Raw genomic sequence first — 16,422 nt, forward strand, 5'->3', positions numbered from 1 at the left:
CAGCACGTTTTCTGTTCGTGGTGATCATAAGGGTGTGGGCCGGGGCAGGCCCGGACTAGCGTTGCCCTCCATGCAGACAGCTCGGTCTATTGCAGTGGCGGCGGCGGCCGGCCTCACGGTCTCACTCGGCCTCGGCGTCCTCACCTCCTGCGGCACCGCCGCCGGTCAGGGTGACGACGACTACACCGGCCCGCCGGTGACCGGAGGGACGCTGCGCGTCGCCTTCGACGCGGACATCACCTGCGCCGACGGCCAACAGGTCGGCAACAACACCGCCCTCAACGTCTCCCGGCAGATCACCGACTCACTGACCGACCAGGACCCGGAGACCGGGGAGATCGTCCCCTGGCTCGCCGAGAGCTGGGATATCAGCGACGACTCGACCACCTTCACCTTCCACCTGCGTGACGGCGTCACCTTCACCGACGGCACCCCGTTCACCGCACAGTCGGTCAAGGACAACTTCGAGGGCATCGTCGACCTCGGTGCGAAATCCTCGCTCGGCTCCACCTACCTCGCCGGGCTGGCGGGCATCGACACCCCTGACTCCCGTACCGTCACCGTCCGGTTCACAGATCCCAACGCGCAGTTCCTCCAGGCCAGCTCCACGATGACCCTCGGCTTCTACGCCCCGTCGACGCTGGCGGAGACCCCGGAACAACGCTGCACCGGTGACCTCGTCGGCACCGGCCCGTTCCGGCTCACCGACTTCAGTTCCTCCGGCGGTGCCTCGCTGGTCCGCAATGAGAACTACCGGTGGGCGTCCTCCCTCGCAGAGCACGAGGGCCCCGCCTACCTCGACGGCATCGACTTCACCGTGGTCCCCGAGTCCGGCGTCCGCAACGGCAGCCTCGCCTCCGGCCAGATCGACGTGGACACCGCCGTCCAACCCCAGGACGAGGAACTCCTCGACCAGTCCGGCTTCCCGGTCATCGACCGGCCCAACCCCGGCGTGAACTACTCCCTGTTCCCCAACTGGAAGAAGGGCCCGTTCACCGACACCCGCGTCCGGCAGGCGGTGAATGCCGCGATCAACCGGGAGGAACTCACCGCGGTCCTCTCCACACGGCAGAAGGCTGCGACCTCCGTTCTCGGATCCACCACTCCCGGCTACGCCGACCAGTCTGATCTTCTCCGGTACGACCCGGACACGGCGAACCGGCTGCTTGACGAGGCCGGGTGGACCGGCCGTGACGATGACGGCTTCCGCACGAAGGACGGGACACGTCTGGTGATCCCGGTCGGCTATTGGCAGACCGCCCCGTTCCTCGAACTCGTCCAGCAGCAGCTCCGTGCCGTCGGCGTGGACCTGCAACTGAAGAAGCAGACCATGGCCGAGACCTCCGCTGCCCAGCAGGCCCGCACCAACGACGTGGAGTTCTACAATCTCACCCGTTCCGACCCCGACGTGCTGCGCACCGTCTTCGACGCGGACGGACGCAACGTCAACAACCGCCCCGCCGGCCCCGTCGATGACCTGTTGCGCGACAGTCTCGCCACCACCGACACCGCTGCCCGGGCAGCCACCGTCTCCGACATCACCACCCGACTCGTCACCGACGGCAACGTCATCCCCCTCGTCGAACTCTCCGGAATCTCCGCGACCGCCCCCGACGTGCACGGATACCGCTACGAGGCCTCCAGCCGCCTCCAGCTGGTCGACACCTGGCTGAGCGAAGGAGCATAGATGTACATCCTGCAACGCGTCCTCTACGGGGTGATCATAGTGTGGGCCGCCTGGACCCTCACCTTCCTCATCCTCTACGCCCTGCCCGGTGACCCGGTCGCCACCATGCTCTCCGGCTCCGGACAGTCGGACGCCACCCCGGAACAGATCGATGAGCTGCGCCGACAGTACGGCCTCGACCGGTCCCTGCCCGGCCAGTACCTCGCCGCCCTCGGTGGCCTGCTCACCGGTGACCTCGGCTCCTCGTACCTCACCGGGGACGCCGTCGCCACCTCTCTCGCGGAAACCCTGTCCACCACCCTCGGACTGGCGGTCGCCGCACTCGTCCTCGGTGGGGTCGTCGGCACGGTGACCGCCCTCGTCGCCGTCGCCGCGACCACCGCACGGTCACCGTGGTTGCGCCGGGTCGGTGACGCGCTCTCCGGGCTCCCGGTGCTGGGCGTCTCCCTCCCCACTTTCTGGGTCGGGCTGCTCCTGCTGCAGATCTTCTCCTTCCGCCTCGGCTGGGTACCGGCGCTGGGCGGCACCGGGCCCGCCGGACTCGTCCTGCCCACCGTGACACTCGCCGTTCCGGTCGCCGCGACCGTCGGCCAGGTCCTCCAGCGCAGTCTCGCCTCCAGCTGGCGGCAGCAGTTCACCACCACTTTCCGCGCCGCCGGTTACACAACCCCACGCCTGCTCACCACACACGCACTACGGGCGTCCCTGGGTCCGCTGCTCGCGGTGGGCGGTGTCCTCACCGGCCAACTCCTCGGCGGCGCGGTCGTCGTGGAGACCGTCTTCACCCGCAACGGACTGGGCCGCCTCCTCGTCACGTCCGTGACCTCGCAGGACATCCCGGTGGTGCTGGGCGTGGTGACCGTTTCCGCGGTGATCTTCGTGGTCGTCAACATCATCACCGACCTGCTGCTGCCGGTGGTGGACGCCCGCACCCGGACCACCCGCCCCGCCGCCGCTGAGCCCGGGGCCCCCGACGAAACGAAGGAGACGGTGTCCGCATGACTGTCATCACCGCGACCGCCGGAACCCGGCCCGCACCCGCCACCCGCACCCGCCCCAGCCGCATCGGACCCGGCACTGTCCTCGCCGTACTCGTCCTCGTCGTCGTCCTGGCCTGGGCCGTGGCGCCCGGCCTGTTCACCTCCGCGGACCCCCTCGTCGGAAAGCCACTGGACCGGCTGCAGTCTCCGGGTTTCAGCCACCTCTTCGGCACCGACCACCTGGGTCGGGACGTGTGGACCCGGGTCATCCACGGTACCCGTGAATCCGTCGTCACCGCCGCGCTGGCCGTCGCGGTCGCCGTCGTCGCCGGCAGCCTTATCGGCACCGTCGCCGGCTATGTCGGTGGCGCCCTCGACCCGTTCCTCTCCCGCCTCACCGACGTCCTGCAGTCCGTGCCCAGTCTGCTGCTGTCCATCGCCGTCGTCGCCGGACTCGGTTTCGGCCCCGGCAAGGTCGCCGTCGCCGTCGGTGTCGCCTCCGTGCCGACCTTCGTCCGGGTGGCGCGCACCGAGGTGCTGCGCTGGCGCACCAGCGCCTTCGTCGAGGCTGCCCGGCTCTCAGGTGTCGGCACCGGACGCATCCTCGCCCGCCATATCCTGCCGCACGCCGTGAGCCCGCTCGCCGGACTGGCGGTACTGGAGTTCGGCACCGCTCTCCTGTCGGTCTCCGCCCTGAGCTTCCTCGGCCTCGGCGCACCCCCGCCGACACCCGAATGGGGTCTGCTCGTCGCCGACGGGCGCAGCTACCTCGCCAGCGCCTGGTGGCTGACCACCCTCCCGGGCCTCGTCATCGCCGCGACCGTCATCTCCGTCAACCACCTCTCCCGCACCCTCACCACCACAACCACCAGGAGCACATCATGACCACCACAGCAACCACGACCCGTGCGGACGCGGCCAGTCCGCGCCCGCCCTACCCGGCGCACGGCGGCAGCGTCCTCGATCTCGTCGGCCTGACTGTCGCCTACGGCGACCGGACCGTCGTCCACGGCCTCGGCCTCTCCCTGGCGGCCGGGGAGATCGTCGCCCTGGTGGGCGAATCCGGCTCCGGCAAGTCCACCACTGCCCGCGCGGCCGTCGGACTCTGCGGCGCAGGCCCCACCGTCACCGCCGGGGAGCACCGGATTCTCGGGACGGACACGACAGCAGCCGGTCCCGCGACCTGGCGCCGCCTGTACCGCGGCGGCGTCGGCTACATCCCGCAGGACACCGGCGATGGCCTCAACCCGGTGCGCACCATCGGCAGTCAGCTCGCCGAGGCCGTGCGGCAGAACGGTGCCACCGGTCGTGCCGCGGTACACCGCGGCGTCGCCGACGCACTCACCGCCGTCGGACTGGACGCCGCCCTCCATGCCGGTCGGCATCCCCGTGAACTCTCCGGCGGCCAACGCCAGCGCGTCCTCATCGCCCTGGCTCTCATCGGAGAACCGGAGCTCGTCATCGCCGACGAACCGACCTCGTCCCTCGACGTCACCGTGCAGAAACAGGTACTCGACCTGCTTGAACAGCGCGTCAGGGAGACCGGGGCAGCACTGTTGCTGATCACCCACGACCTCGGCGTTGCCTACGCCCGTGCCGACCGCATCGTGGTGCTCAAGGACGGTCGGATCGTGGAACAGGGCACGGCGCAGGCCGTGCTCACCGATCCGCAGGAGGGCTACACCCGCGACCTCGTCGCCGCCGTCCCCGGCCGGGCGGCGCAGCGGGCGATCCGGGCGGTGGAGGGCGCGGAGCCGGTCATCGCCGCCCGTGGACTGACCCGGGTCTTCCGGCGGGGCACCGCGCCCGCCGTCGATCGCGTCGACCTCACCCTCGCCCCCGGCCGCACCCTCGGCATCGTCGGCGAGTCCGGCTCCGGCAAGTCCACCACCGCCCGCATCCTGCTGGGCATTGAACCCTTCGACGCCGGCGAGGCCACGGTCCTCGGCCGTCGACTCGACGGTCGGGGTATCCGTGGCCGACGGGGCGGGGACGCCGTCGCCCTGTCCCGTCGTGCCCGACTGATCCACCAGGACCCCACCGGCTCCCTCGACCCCCGGTTCACCGTCGCCGAGACGGTCTCCGAACCCCTCGTCGGCTTCGGTATCGGCGACCGCTCCTCCCGTGCAGCACGCGTCGCCGACCTCCTCGACCAGGTCGCCCTGCCGTCGGATGCCGCCGACCGCCGCCCCGCCGAACTGTCCGGCGGGCAACGCCAGCGCGTCGCCATCGCCCGGGCACTGGCCGTCGAACCGGAGCTGCTCGTCCTCGACGAACCCGTCTCCGCCCTCGATGTCTCGGTGCAGGCCCGGATCCTCGACCTGCTGACCGACCTGCAGGACGAGCTCGGCCTGACCTACCTCTTCATCAGCCATGATCTCGCCGTGGTGCGCGACATCGCCGATGAGGTCGCGGTCATGGCGTCCGGACAGGTCGTCGACCACGGGCCTGCCGAGGAACTGTTTATCCGGCCCGGCAGCGATGTCACCACCGGCCTCCTCGCCGCCGTCCCCACCCTCCCTACCGTCTCTTCCCTGATCGGAGCACACCATGAGTAACGACAAACGACAGGTCCACCTCGCCGCCCACTTCCCGGGCGTCAACAACACCACCGTGTGGGCCGACCCCGACTCCGGCTCCCATATCGAGTTCGCCGGTTTCGAGCACTTCGCCCGGACCGCCGAACGCGGGCTGTTCGACTTCCTCTTCCTCGCCGAGGGCCTGCGGCTGCGCGAACACAAGGGACAGATCTTCGACCAGGACGTCGTCGGACGCCCCGAGACCGCCACCGTCCTCTCCGCCCTCGCCGCCGTCACCACCCACATCGGACTGACCGGTACCTTCAACTCGACCTTCAACGAGCCCTACGATCTCGCCCGCACCCTCGCCACGCTCGACCGCGTCTCCGCCGGCCGTGCCGCGTGGAATGTCGTCACCAGTCACAACGCCTTCACCGGGGCGAACTTCCGGCGCGGTGGCTACCTCGACGGTGCCGACCGCTACCGGCGCGCCGCCGACGTCGTCTCCCTCGCCCGCACCCTGTGGGAGTCCCACAGCGGCAGTGAAGGGCATACCGGCGACGGTTCCTTCGACTGGCACAGCGACTTTGTCGACGTCCACGGCATCTTCCCTGTGCCGGAGTCTCCGCAGATTTCGCCGGTCATCTTCCAGGCCGGGGACTCCGAGGAGGGTCGCGACTTCGCGGCCCGTCACGCCGAGGTCATCTTCTCCGCCCACTCCGAGGCGGAGGACGGGAAGGCCTTCCGCACCGACATCGACCGGCGACTCGCGGCCGTGGGGCGGCATCCCGATTCCCTGAGGATCTACCCCGGCATCTCCGTCATCCTGGGGGACACCGAGGCCGAGGCACAGGAACGGTACCGGGAGGTCCGGCACGCCCAGGTCCACGGGCCTGGCGCGATCGCCTTCCTCGAACAGGTGTGGGGCCGGGACCTCTCCGACTACGATCCCGACGGCCCGCTGCCGGAGGTCGGTCCCGACCTCGACAACGCCGACATCACCCGCGGCCGCGTCCGCCACGAGAAGGACTACGGTGCGGTCGCCCGGCGCTGGCGGGCGCTGGCGGAGGAGAAGAACCTCTCCATCCGTGAACTCGTCACCGAGGTCTCCGGCCGCGGCGGCACCCTCATCGGCACACCGGCCCAGGTCGCCGCCCGGTTCGACGAGCTGACGCAGCAGCGTGCCGCCGACGGCTTCATCGTCGTCCCGCACATCACCCCCGGCGGTCTCGACGAGATCGTCGACCGGGTCGTCCCCGAACTGCAGGACCGTGGTGTGTACCGGACCGGCTATCCCGGCAGCCACGGACGCACCACATTGCGCGACAACCTCGATCTGCCCGCGTACGTCCCGGGTGCTTTCCCGACCGCCGTTCCCACCAGCCAGGAGGTTTCCGCATGACCACCGCCATCCACGTCTCCCCGACTGCAGCGCTCGACCTTGACGCGCTGTCCGCCACCGCCCGCGCGCTTGACGCGGCGTCCGGCAGGGGTGCCGACGATTACCTTCTCGTTCTCGGCGACGACTACACCTCCGGCCAGAACGCCGTCACCCTCGCTGCCTGGCTCGCCCCGCAGACCACCCGGCTGCGCATCGTGCCGGAGGTGCCCGTGACCCACACCGAGCCGTTCCACGCCGCCACCTCGACCGCCACCCTGGACTACGCCGCCACCGGGCGCGCCGGCTGGTCGCCCGTCGCCCAGACCTCGGACGCCGCCGCCGACGTCATCGGACGCCGCCCCGCCGCCTCCGCCGACGCGGCCTGGGGCGAGGTCCCCGATGTCGTCGCCGCCGTCCGCGCCCTCTGGACCTCCTGGGAACCCGACGCCGAAATCCGCGACGAGGCCACCCACCGCTTCATCGACCGGGACAAGGTCCACTACGTCGACGCCACCGGCACCGACTCGGTCGGACAACCGTGGTCGGTCAAGGGGCCGTCCATCGTGCCGCGGCCCCCGCAGGGCGAACTGCCGACCGTGATCACCGTGGACACCCCCGAAGCCGTGCCGGTCGCCGCCGCGGTGACGACCGGCCCCGGTGACATCGTCATCACCGGTGACCGGTTCGTGTCCCGCGACGGGTCGACCGGGGAGGTCCGCCACATCACCGACGTCGCCGGACTGCTCACCCTCGCAGCGCAGGTCAGCGCATGAGCCGCACACTGGTCATCGTCGGCGCCGGCCCGCGCACCACCGGCATCCTCCTGGCGCTGGCGGCCCTGCCGCCCCGGGCCGTTCCGGAGGTCGACATCCACGTCGTCGACCCGTACCCCGCCGGGCCGGGCCGCATCTGGCGCGCCGGGCAGCCGGCCGAGGTGTGGATGAACAACACCTCCGACGAGATCACCGTCTACGCCGACGGCGACCCCGGCGTCCCGGCGGCGGTACCCGGGCCCGGCCTCGCCGACTGGGCGGGGGAGCGGCGCTTCGTTCCCCGCCGGGAGACCGCCGCCTACCTGCGGGACGCCTTCGACCGTGCCGTCGCAGCTCTCACCGACCCGGGGACGCACTCCGGCGTCACCGTCACCGAGCACCGCACCCGGGCGGAGCATGTCACCCCGGCCGACGGTGGCGTCCGGCAGGTACGGCTGGCGGACGGCACGGCGCTCCGGGCCGATGTGGTGCTGCTGGCCCAGGGGCACCTCGACGTCGACCCGGGCGATCCCGGAGATACAGGCGCGGTCGACACCGGCCACATCCCGCCCGGCTACACCGTCGACCAGGACTTCTCCGGGCTCCCGGCGGGTCAGGACGTCCTCGTCCGCGGCTTCGGACTCGCCTTCATCGACCTCATGGAGCTGCTCACCGAAGGCCGCGGCGGCCGGTTCGAGCGCGGTGCCGGCGACGGCACCGGCGAGGCTGCCGGCGAACTCGTCCCGACCTACGTCCCCTCCGGCCGGGAACCGGTGCTGTGGGTCGGATCGCGACGCGGGGTGCCCTACCGCTCCAAGCCGGTCGACGGGCCGCCGACCGTGGAGCTGCAGCAGCTGGTCCCGGCGACCCTCGACCGGGTACCACGGACGTCCGACGGTCAGCTGGCCCCCGGTCACCTGCGACGCCTGCTGACCGCCGAACTGCACGGTCAGTGGGCCGCGGTCACCGACGACCCGCTGGACCTGCACCGCATCGACCGGCCGCTCGACGGCCTCGCCTTCCCCGGCCGTCACGCCGTGGAACGCGAGGTGGAGCAGGTCGTGCTGACGAATCTCATCCGGGCGACCGACCGGCGGCACCCGCAGGACGGCGTCCTGTACAGCACCCTCGTGGCGTCCTGCTTTGTCCTGCACGCACTGCTCGCGGAGGGGCTGCTCGACGAGGAGGACCGGGCGCTGGTCGCACGGGTGGAGGGGTCGTTGTCCTACGTGTGCTCCGGGCCGCCGCCGCAGCGGCTCGGCAATCTGCTGGCGCTGCACCGCGCCGGGCTGGTCCGGTTCCTCGGGCCGGATACCCGGTTCCGCCGGAACACCGGTGCCGGACCACGGTTCCTCGCCGACAGTCCCGTCGTCGCCGGCGCCCCGGTCGCCGCCGACCACCTGGTGGACGCCCGGTTGGCGCAGGTCACGGTGCCGTCGGTGGCGGACCCGCTGCTGCGTGGGCTGCTGGCGGACGGCGACCTCGTTGCCGGGACCGGGGCGTCCGGTGCGGTGGATTCGGTGTTCGTCGTCGACGGGGACAACCGCGCGGTCGGGGCGGACGGCACGGCGCGCGACGGGCTGTTCCTGGTGGGGCCGTCGACCTCCGACCCGGTGCGGGAGGGCTTCGGACGCCCCGGGCAGCGGACCCGGGTCTTCCCGGCGAACCGGCGGGTCGCGGCGGCGGTGGCCGGTGCGTTGGTGGGGCGGACCAGGCGTCTCAGCCCTGCTTCGTGATGACCAGCAGGCCGGCGCCGACGGGGAGGACGAGTGACCGGTAGCCGTCGGCAGCATCGACGAGGGCGCGAAAATCGGTGACCTGGTCGGCGTGGGAGAGGACGTTGTCCACTACGAGCAGGCCGCCGGCGGCGAGGATCCGCTGCAGCTGCGGCCACCAGTCGACGTACAGCGTGCGTTCGGCATCGAGGAAGATGAACGGGAATGCGCCGTCTCCTGCATCCTCCATGACCCGCATGCCGTCGCTGGTGACCTGGGTGACCACGTCGCTGAATCCTGCGGTGGCGATGTTCCCCGTGGCCTCGCCGGCCCGGCCCGGATCATTGTCGACCGTGGTGAACCGGGCGCCGTCGGCGAGGGCGTCCGCAATCCAGAGGGTGGAGTAACCGTTGGACGTGCCGAGCTCCAGCACCGCGGACGGCTGTATGCCGGCGACCAGCGAGTGGAGGATGCGGGCGCTCTCCGGTTCGAGGTTGCGGCGGCGGTCGGTCCGGTCCGGTTGCGTGGCGTCGAAGGACCGCCCCTCGGTGGAGAGGCGGTCCAGGAAAGCGCTGAGCTCGGGGGTCATGGGCAGAGATTAGGTGACCGGCAGCTCATGATGGCATGGGTGTGAGGTAATTCACCGTCCGTGGTGGTCAGGCGGGGACGTTCTCCTGCTGCTCCGGGGCGGGGGACCACCCCAGCTCAGGGAGGACGAGGTTTCGTATGTCGGTGATGATCTGAAGGTAGTCGTCGATGTCGAGGGCGTAGGGAAGTGCGACTCTCAGGCCTGTGGAGCCGTCGAAGACGGGGTCGGCGCGCAGACGCTCAATGATCTCGGAGGCGTCTCCGACGAGGTCGCGCTGGAAAAGTACGCCGGAGTCCTGCCCGGGACGGCGTTGGACGCTCCTGGTGCGGTCTTCGCGTGAGGCGGCGAAGCGCAGGTGCCGCTCGCGCTGCTGCGGGGTGGCCGAGTCCAGCGGAACGATGACGCGCTCGACGGCCACCCGGGGGCCGGGACTGTCGGGACTGTCGGGGGAGGCCGGGGTGAACGCTGCACGGTAGCGGTCGACCGTGGCGCGCTGGGCCGCGGTGAAGGTCGCGTCGGTGGGGGCGTCGGCCCCGTCACCCGCCCCGTCAGCGGGGAGCGGCACCGGGATGATGTTGCCGAGGAAGATCCCGAGTCCGCGTGCTGCGGCCCGGTCGACGGAGCGCTCCGACCCGGCGCCGAGCCACACCCGGGAAACGGCGTCCGCGATCCTGGGATGGACGGCGGGTTCATGGGTCGCCCCGTAGGGGGTGGGGAGCGGATCCTCGGCGAGGTTCTCGCTGCGCAGGGCGGTGAGGAAACGGTCGAGCAGCTCATAGAGGTCGGTCCGCGGGTCGAAGTCCGGGCGGTTGAGGTCACCCAGCAGGTCACTGTGGGGGGACGAGGTGCTCACCCCGACGGTGAGGCGACCGCCGGAGAGCGCGTCGACGGTGGCGACATCCTCGGCGAGCCGGAACGGGACCTCGAAGCCGAGGGGGATGACGGACGTCTCCAACCTGATCCGGGATGTCCGCTGGCCGGCGGCGGCGAGGATGGTGAGGGCGGAGGAGGAGCCGTGTTCCAGCTGGCGCTGGCGGATGCCGGCGGTGTCGAAACCGAGGTCCTCCGCCGCACTGATGAGCTTCAGGGTCGCCTCGAGACCGTGGCTGCGGTCGCCGGGGGAGTCGCCCGGGAAGTTCGCGGCGGTGATGATTCCGGCGTCGGGGATGCGAGTGGACACGGTGGTGGACCTCCGGGGTGGGGTGCCGGGCGGGGCTGTCGTGGACGGCGTCCTGTGTCCGGCAGTCCTGGACAGCTCTGTCTGTCCTGTGGCGTATAGGTACCGTAACGCCGGAGGTCGGACGGTTTCGCGTGCTCGCCTCACTGTGAACTGAAGGAGTCTCGACCGACTAACCTGTTTGACAGGTTAGTCGGTCATCGGGCACTCTCACCCCCATGAACAACGCGCATCCCGCCTCGCCGCCACGCAGCTCCGCGTCGCTCGTCGCCACCGTCCTCGGCCTCATGGTCGTCGTCATGGCGCACTCGAACATGCCGACGCCGCTGTACTACATCTACGGCCGTGACTTCGAGGTCACCACCGGCTCCATCACCGTGATCTACGTGATGTACGCCGTCGGCATCGCCGTGGGACTCGTCCTGGTCAACGCCGTCACCGCCCGCGTCGGACAGCGGTACACCCTCGTCCTCGCCGCCGCTGCGGGGATCGTCAGCAACCTGCTGTTCCTGGCCGCCGACGGCATCGGCTGGCTGCTGGCCGCCCGGATCTTCACCGGCATCGCCTGCGGCTTCGTCATGAGCGTGGGCACCACCCTGGCGGTGGAGCTCACCGCCCCGGAACACCGGCAGCGCACCGCTGTCGCCGCCACCGCCTGCAACGTCTCCGGCATGGGACTCGGCCCGGTGCTCGGCGGCATCGCCGCGGACCACGCCGCGTCCCCGGTGACGGTGGTGTTCACGGTGCACCTCGCACTCCTGGTGCTCCTCGTGATCCAGCTGGTCCTGCTCCGCCGGGCGGACACCACCGGACCCGTGCCCTGGACCGGGTGGTTCCGCCCGCCGAGTGCCGCAGGTTTCCGGCCGGCGTTCCACGGGCTCGCCCTGATCGGCCTGGCCGGCGTGGGGGTCTTCGGCCTCATCGCCGCGCTCACCCCGGCGTTCCTCACGGAGATCGGGGTGGACGCCTCCTTCACCGTCAGCGGTCTGGTCGTCGCCTGCACGTTCGCCGGCTCCGCGGTTGCCCAGTTCGCGCTGAAACGGGTCGGACTGCGCTCCGGCGTCCTGACCGGGGCGTCCGCCGTCATCCTGGGTCTGGTGCTGCTGGCGGTCGCCGTCGGCACCGGACAGATGTGGCTCTACATTCTCGCCGCTGTGGTCAGCGGCATCGGGCAGGGGATGACGCTCTCCCGCTCGGTCGCCGCGGTCTCCGCCGCCGCGCAGGACGTCGCCGAACGTGTCTCCGCGGTATCGCTGTTCTACTTCCTCGTCTACCTGCTGGCGTCCGTCCCCGTCGTCCTCGTGGGCGTCGTCCAACGCAGTGCCGGGCTGGGGACCGCCGCCGTCGCGTTCTCCGCACTGTCCGCCGTCGTCGTCGCCGTCGGGGTGGCCCTCGCCGGACGCCGCCTCTGACCCTGCCTGTGATGCCGCAGCAGGGACGGTGCAGTCGGAAGCGCACAGGAGCACACAGGAGCACAATGGTGGGCATGAGTGAGATCCTCTTTCTCGGCGGACGACCCAGCCTCGACCTCGTGAACACCCTGCGCGGACGCAACGACGACGTCCTCGGTCGCCGCGACCTGCTCGCGGACGCCGAGGGGCTGCGGGACTGGATCAGCCGTGCCGGCGACGAGGCCGACTGGTTCACGCTCGATGCACCGGCCGGTATGCCGACCGACACTGAACTGGCGGATGCCGTCCACCTGCGGGAGGCCGTCCATGACCTGGCACTGGGGAACGTGGAACCGGCGGATCTCGATACCGTGAACCGGCTGGCACTGTCTCAGCCGGTGCCCGCGCTGACCTGGGACGGCACGTCGTTTGCAGTGACCGGGGAAGGCGGGCCGGCAACGGTCTCCCAGGTTCTCGGCCTGCTGGCGGCGGATGCGGTGAATCTCTTCGCCACGACTGCGCCCGAGCGCATCAAGGAGTGCGCGCAGCCGCGGTGCGGCATGGTCTTTCTCGACACGTCACGGGGCAACCGGCGGCGGTGGTGCTCCATGTCCACCTGCGGGAACCGTGCGAAGGTGAAGCGTTTCGATGACCGGGCCCGGGAGGCCGCGGCCGGCGCCTAGGCCCACGTCCCGGGGAGGTGGTGGACGCCGCCTGCGGGTGTCGGGTTCACGAACCGAGGGGTCGATCGTGCCCCGGGGCGGTCGGGTTCACGAGCCGAGGTGCGGTCCGGAGACCGGAAATTCGACCTATCGGTTCGTTCCGCGGGCACCGGGGTCAGTGTCGGTGCTTCGCCCGCCACGCGGCCTTTTCGCGTTCGCGGCGCTCGAGTTCCTTGATCGCCCACGGATGCTTGCGCTGAATGGTCTCAAGTACCCGGGTGGCGCCTTCCTGGCGGGTGCGCTCGGTAAGTTCGTCATCGGTGGGCCGCTGCGTGCTCATGGCATGTCCTCCTCGGTGGATGATGTCGAGCCTAGTGTGGATCCCGGGTGTTCTCCATCGGCTGTCACCTCGGTGATCAGTGCCAGCAGACCCACGACGATGTGTCTGTCCTCGCGGCTCCGTAACGGCGATGCCGCGAGTTCGTCGAGGAACAGCCAACCTACCTCCTGTCTGAGATGGTCATCGGAGGCGGTGAGCTCCAGGGCGTCCATCATCCGGCTCCACCAGGAGGCGCTGTTGGTCGATGTCCGTTGATGCACAGCGACGATGACGGACACGATCAGGGCGCCCACCGACACGACGACCGGCAGAAAGTGACGCACATCACCACGAAATTGAAACTTGAGTGGAACATACTCAACCACCACGCCGTTATACCCTGTGTAACCGATAGAGTTGACAGCGGTAGGCTAAAGCCAAGCGGCAGGGACGCGGCAGCGTCCACAGTGTGTGGCACAGCGACCGTCCGTCCACACACCAGCACGAAAGGGAGATACATGAGCGGTTTCACCCCCACCACCCGCACCCAGGAGGCCATGCAGGCTGCGCTGCAGTCCGCCAGTGCCAAGGGCAACCCGGACATCCGGCCCGCCCACCTCCTGGTCGCCATCCTCGACCAGGAGGATTCCATCGCCCGGCCGGTCCTTCAGGCCGCCGGGGTCGACCCCCAGGGCGTCCTGTCCGACGCCCGCGACCTCGTCGACGGCTACCCGTCGGCGCAGGGCTCCGGCATGGCAAACCCGAACTTCAACCGGGACGCCCTCAACGCCCTCACCGCCGCGCAGGAACTCGCCGAGGAACTCGGCGACACCTACGTCTCCACCGAGGTCCTGCTCGCCGGCATCGCCAAGGGCAGCTCGGACGCCGCCCAGGCCCTCCAGAACCGCGGCGGCACCTTTGAGGCGATCCGCGGCGCCTTCGAGTCCGTCCGCGGCAACCGCAAGGTCACCACCGAGGAGCCCGAAGGGCAGTTCCAGGCGCTGGAGAAGTACTCCACCGACCTCACCGCCCGGGCCCGCGAAGGCAAGATCGACCCGGTCATCGGTCGTGACCAGGAGATCCGCCGTGTCGTCCAGGTGCTGAGCCGCCGCACGAAGAACAACCCGGTGCTCATCGGTGAGCCCGGCGTGGGCAAGACCGCCATCGTCGAGGGCCTCGCCCGGCGCATCGTCGCCGGCGACGTGCCCGAGTCGCTGCGCGGCAAGAAGCTGATCAGCCTGGACCTCGGCTCCATGGTCGCCGGCGCGAAGTACCGCGGCGAGTTCGAGGAACGCCTCAAGGCGGTCCTCGACGAGATCAAGGAGGCCGAGGGCGAGATCATCACCTTCATCGACGAGCTGCACACCATCGTCGGTGCCGGTGCCACCGGTGAGTCCGCCATGGACGCCGGCAACATGATCAAGCCGCTGCTCGCCCGTGGTGAGCTGCGCCTGGTCGGCGCGACCACCCTCGACGAGTACCGCAAGTACATCGAGAAGGACGCCGCCCTGGAGCGCCGCTTCCAGCAGGTCTACGTCGGTGAACCGACGGTGGAGGACACCATCGGCATCCTGCGTGGCCTCAAGGAGCGCTACGAGGTCCACCACGGCGTCCGGATCCAGGATTCCGCGCTGGTCAGTGCCGCGACCCTGTCGGACCGCTACATCACCAGCCGGTTCCTGCCGGACAAGGCCATCGACCTCGTCGACGAGGCCGGGTCCCGGCTGCGCATGGAGATCGACTCGCGCCCCGAGGAGATCGACGATGCCGAGCGTGTCGTCCGCCGCCTCGAGATCGAGGAGATGGCGCTGAGCCAGGAGACCGATGAGGCCTCCAAGGAACGCCTGGTCAAGCTGCGTGCCGAACTCGCCGACGAGCGGGAGAAGCTGTCGGGCCTCACCGCCCGGTGGGAGAACGAGAAGGGTTCCATCGACGCGGTCCGCTCCCTCAAGGAGGAACTGGACTCGCTGAAGACCGAGTCCGAGATCGCCGAGCGCGACGGGGACTATGCCCGGGTCGCCGAACTGCGCTACGGCCGCATCCCGGAGCTGGAGAAGGAGCTCGCCGAGGCTGAGGCGTCCGCCGCCAAGGCCGAGGAGGAGCGCATGCTCACCGAGGAGGTCACCCCGGACACCATCGCCGAGGTCGTCGCCGCCTGGACCGGCATCCCTGCCGGCAAGATGCTGCAGGGTGAGACCGAGAAGCTGCTCGCCATGGAGCAGGTGCTCGGTGGTCGTGTCGTCGGTCAGACGGACGCCGTCACCGCTGTCTCTGACGCGGTGCGTCGTTCCCGGGCCGGTGTCGCCGACCCGGACCGTCCGACCGGTTCCTTCCTCTTCCTCGGTCCGACCGGTGTCGGTAAGACCGAGCTGGCGAAGTCGCTGGCGGAGTTCCTCTTCGACGACGACCATGCCATGGTCCGGATCGACATGTCCGAGTACGGCGAGAAGCACTCCGTGGCCCGACTTGTCGGTGCTCCCCCCGGATACGTCGGCTACGACGCCGGTGGACAGCTCACCGAGGCCGTACGGCGTCGCCCGTACACCGTGGTGCTGTTCGACGAGGTCGAGAAGGCGCACCCGGATGTCTTCGACGTGTTGCTGCAGGTTCTCGATGAAGGACGCCTGACCGACGGCCAGGGCCGGACCGTGGATTTCCGCAACACGATCCTGATCCTGACCTCGAACCTGGGTGCCGGTGGCACGGACGAGCAGGTGATGGACGCGGTGAAGCACGCCTTCAAGCCGGAGTTCATCAACCGTCTCGACGACGTGGTGATCTTCGAGTCCCTGTCTGCCGAACAGCTGAAGTCCATCGTGGAGATCCAGGTCCGGCAGCTCGCGGAGCGGCTGGCCGCCCGTCGTCTGGACCTGCAGGTCACGGAGGCTGCGAAGGGATGGCTCGCCGAGCGTGGTTACGAGCCGGCCTACGGTGCCCGTCCGCTGCGTCGTCTGATCCAGAAGGCGATCGGGGACGCACTGGCGAAGAAGCTGCTCGCCGGTGAGGTCCGCGACGGCGACACGGTGCAGGTCGACGTTGACCCGCACATCGCCGACGGGGTGGATTCCCTGGTCATCGAGGCCGTCGCCCACGAGGAGTGACACTCCTCGTCCTGAAGTCCTCACCTCCTGAGGTGCGCTCCGGGCTCTCCGGGCGTTCCCCTGGTGGTGAGGACTTCCGTCTGTGGAGGGGCCTCCGGCAGTGAGATAGGTCACGATCCGGTGGTGACCCTGTCGGCGCAGGTAAGGGG

The 16,422-nt window shown here is 70.0% G+C and carries 14 protein-coding genes; 10 read left to right on the plus strand and 4 right to left on the minus strand.

Translation table 11 applies throughout. The annotated features are described in order from the left end of the window. Positions 1 to 70: 70 nt before the first annotated feature. The 7 genes from ACZ9GM_RS14340 to ACZ9GM_RS14370 are packed head-to-tail and all read left to right on the plus strand — an operon-like array spanning position 71 to position 9,055. Entirely contained in the window at positions 71 to 1,687 is a 1,617-nt protein-coding gene (locus tag ACZ9GM_RS14340; protein ID WP_476038243.1) for an ABC transporter substrate-binding protein, read from the plus strand. Continuing rightward, positions 1,688 to 2,689 carry an ABC transporter permease gene (locus ACZ9GM_RS14345; protein ID WP_476038244.1) on the plus strand — a complete coding sequence of 334 codons (1,002 nt, stop codon included), beginning with the start codon at positions 1,688 to 1,690 and terminating at the stop codon, positions 2,687 to 2,689. After that, positions 2,686 to 3,552, plus strand: coding sequence for an ABC transporter permease (locus tag ACZ9GM_RS14350; protein ID WP_291476034.1), 867 nt, complete (start codon positions 2,686 to 2,688; stop codon positions 3,550 to 3,552). Before ACZ9GM_RS14345 ends, ACZ9GM_RS14350 begins: the two co-directional genes overlap by 4 nt. Beyond that, positions 3,549 to 5,225, plus strand: a complete 1,677-nt coding sequence (locus ACZ9GM_RS14355; RefSeq protein ID WP_476038245.1) for an ATP-binding cassette domain-containing protein — start codon at positions 3,549 to 3,551, stop codon at positions 5,223 to 5,225. The genes ACZ9GM_RS14350 and ACZ9GM_RS14355 overlap by 4 nt, the downstream gene beginning before the upstream one ends. Continuing rightward, positions 5,218 to 6,588: an NtaA/DmoA family FMN-dependent monooxygenase gene (locus ACZ9GM_RS14360; protein WP_476038246.1), complete on the plus strand. Its 1,371-nt coding sequence runs from the start codon at positions 5,218 to 5,220 to the stop codon at positions 6,586 to 6,588. Before ACZ9GM_RS14355 ends, ACZ9GM_RS14360 begins: the two co-directional genes overlap by 8 nt. Next, a complete protein-coding gene (locus tag ACZ9GM_RS14365) occupies positions 6,585 to 7,340 on the plus strand; it encodes an LLM class flavin-dependent oxidoreductase (RefSeq protein ID WP_476038247.1) in 756 nt (251 codons plus the stop codon). Before ACZ9GM_RS14360 ends, ACZ9GM_RS14365 begins: the two co-directional genes overlap by 4 nt. Continuing rightward, complete coding sequence (locus ACZ9GM_RS14370) at positions 7,337 to 9,055, plus strand: FAD/NAD(P)-binding protein (RefSeq protein WP_476038248.1); 1,719 nt, start codon at positions 7,337 to 7,339, stop codon at positions 9,053 to 9,055. The genes ACZ9GM_RS14365 and ACZ9GM_RS14370 overlap by 4 nt, the downstream gene beginning before the upstream one ends. Here ACZ9GM_RS14370 and ACZ9GM_RS14375 read toward each other — a convergent pair. Together ACZ9GM_RS14375 and ACZ9GM_RS14380 are read right to left on the minus strand one after the other, a co-directional pair. Next, positions 9,039 to 9,623, minus strand: coding sequence for an O-methyltransferase (locus tag ACZ9GM_RS14375; RefSeq protein WP_476038249.1), 585 nt, complete (start codon positions 9,621 to 9,623; stop codon positions 9,039 to 9,041). The two genes, ACZ9GM_RS14370 and ACZ9GM_RS14375, sit on opposite strands and share 17 nt — an antisense overlap. A 67-nt stretch (positions 9,624 to 9,690) precedes the next feature. Beyond that, positions 9,691 to 10,803, minus strand: a complete 1,113-nt coding sequence (locus ACZ9GM_RS14380; RefSeq protein WP_476038250.1) for an LLM class flavin-dependent oxidoreductase — start codon at positions 10,801 to 10,803, stop codon at positions 9,691 to 9,693. Between the two features lie 215 nt (positions 10,804 to 11,018). On the opposite strand from ACZ9GM_RS14380, the gene ACZ9GM_RS14385 reads away from it, so the two are divergent. Together ACZ9GM_RS14385 and ACZ9GM_RS14390 are read left to right on the plus strand one after the other, a co-directional pair. Continuing rightward, complete coding sequence (locus ACZ9GM_RS14385; protein ID WP_476038251.1) at positions 11,019 to 12,212, plus strand: MFS transporter; 1,194 nt, start codon at positions 11,019 to 11,021, stop codon at positions 12,210 to 12,212. 74 nt (positions 12,213 to 12,286) lie between these two features. Beyond that, entirely contained in the window at positions 12,287 to 12,874 is a 588-nt protein-coding gene (locus tag ACZ9GM_RS14390; protein WP_414120395.1) for a CGNR zinc finger domain-containing protein, read from the plus strand. A 154-nt stretch (positions 12,875 to 13,028) separates the two neighbouring features. Here the strand turns inward: ACZ9GM_RS14390 and ACZ9GM_RS14395 are convergent, their stop codons facing one another. Further along, positions 13,029 to 13,193, minus strand: coding sequence for a hypothetical protein (locus ACZ9GM_RS14395; protein WP_476038252.1), 165 nt, complete (start codon positions 13,191 to 13,193; stop codon positions 13,029 to 13,031). Continuing rightward, positions 13,190 to 13,516: a hypothetical protein gene (locus ACZ9GM_RS14400; RefSeq protein WP_476038253.1), complete on the minus strand. Its 327-nt coding sequence runs from the start codon at positions 13,514 to 13,516 to the stop codon at positions 13,190 to 13,192. The genes ACZ9GM_RS14395 and ACZ9GM_RS14400 overlap by 4 nt, the downstream gene beginning before the upstream one ends. 174 nt (positions 13,517 to 13,690) lie before the next feature. Between ACZ9GM_RS14400 and clpB the strand changes: the two genes are divergently transcribed. Further along, positions 13,691 to 16,273, plus strand: a complete 2,583-nt coding sequence (clpB, locus tag ACZ9GM_RS14405; protein ID WP_476038254.1) for an ATP-dependent chaperone ClpB — start codon at positions 13,691 to 13,693, stop codon at positions 16,271 to 16,273. Positions 16,274 to 16,422: the final 149 nt, after the last annotated feature.

The sequence above is a fragment of the Corynebacterium sp. UD i78 genome, assembly GCF_056280545.1.